General features: G+C 42.9%; 1 protein-coding gene. It reads right to left on the bottom strand.

Going from position 1 to position 511, the window contains the following annotated elements; all coding sequences use genetic code 11:
- Positions 1 to 23 precede the first annotated feature (23 nt).
- Positions 24 to 511 (bottom strand): HD-GYP domain-containing protein (locus tag ACNPNW_RS16420; protein WP_448767205.1); only part of this gene is annotated, 488 nt, incomplete at its 5' end.

Here is a 511-nt window from a genome sequence, read left to right on the forward strand (position 1 = left end):
CATCCGAATGGATGGCCCTTTGTCTACTCTACGGTATGTAATATCCCGTCTACAATCAATGCTTTCTCAAAAATCTCTACCAGATAAGGATCATACTGAATTCCTGCCAATCTTTTAAGCTCTGCTATTGCAATCTCCGGACTAAGTCCTTCGCGATACGGCCGATCTGAGGTCATAGCATCATACGTATCTACAATCCCGATAATTTTGGCCTCCAGTGAGATTTCGTTGTCCCTAAGACCATAGGGATACCCGGAACCATCCAGCCTTTCATGATGCTGAAGGATGATTTGGCTTATGTTAGTGTAATAAAGCTCCTTAACCATCTCGTACCCGTCATAAGAATGGCGTTTAATGATTTCAAACTCCTCTTCCGTCAAGTGTCCTGGCTTATTCAGGATTTCCTCCGGGATATTGATTTTTCCTACATCATGGAATGCTGACGCAAAATATAGATCCTCAAGACGATCCTTCGAAAGCTTGAGCATTCTGGCGATGGTCAAACAATATT

It is taken from the genome of Acinetobacter endophylla (assembly GCF_053543775.1).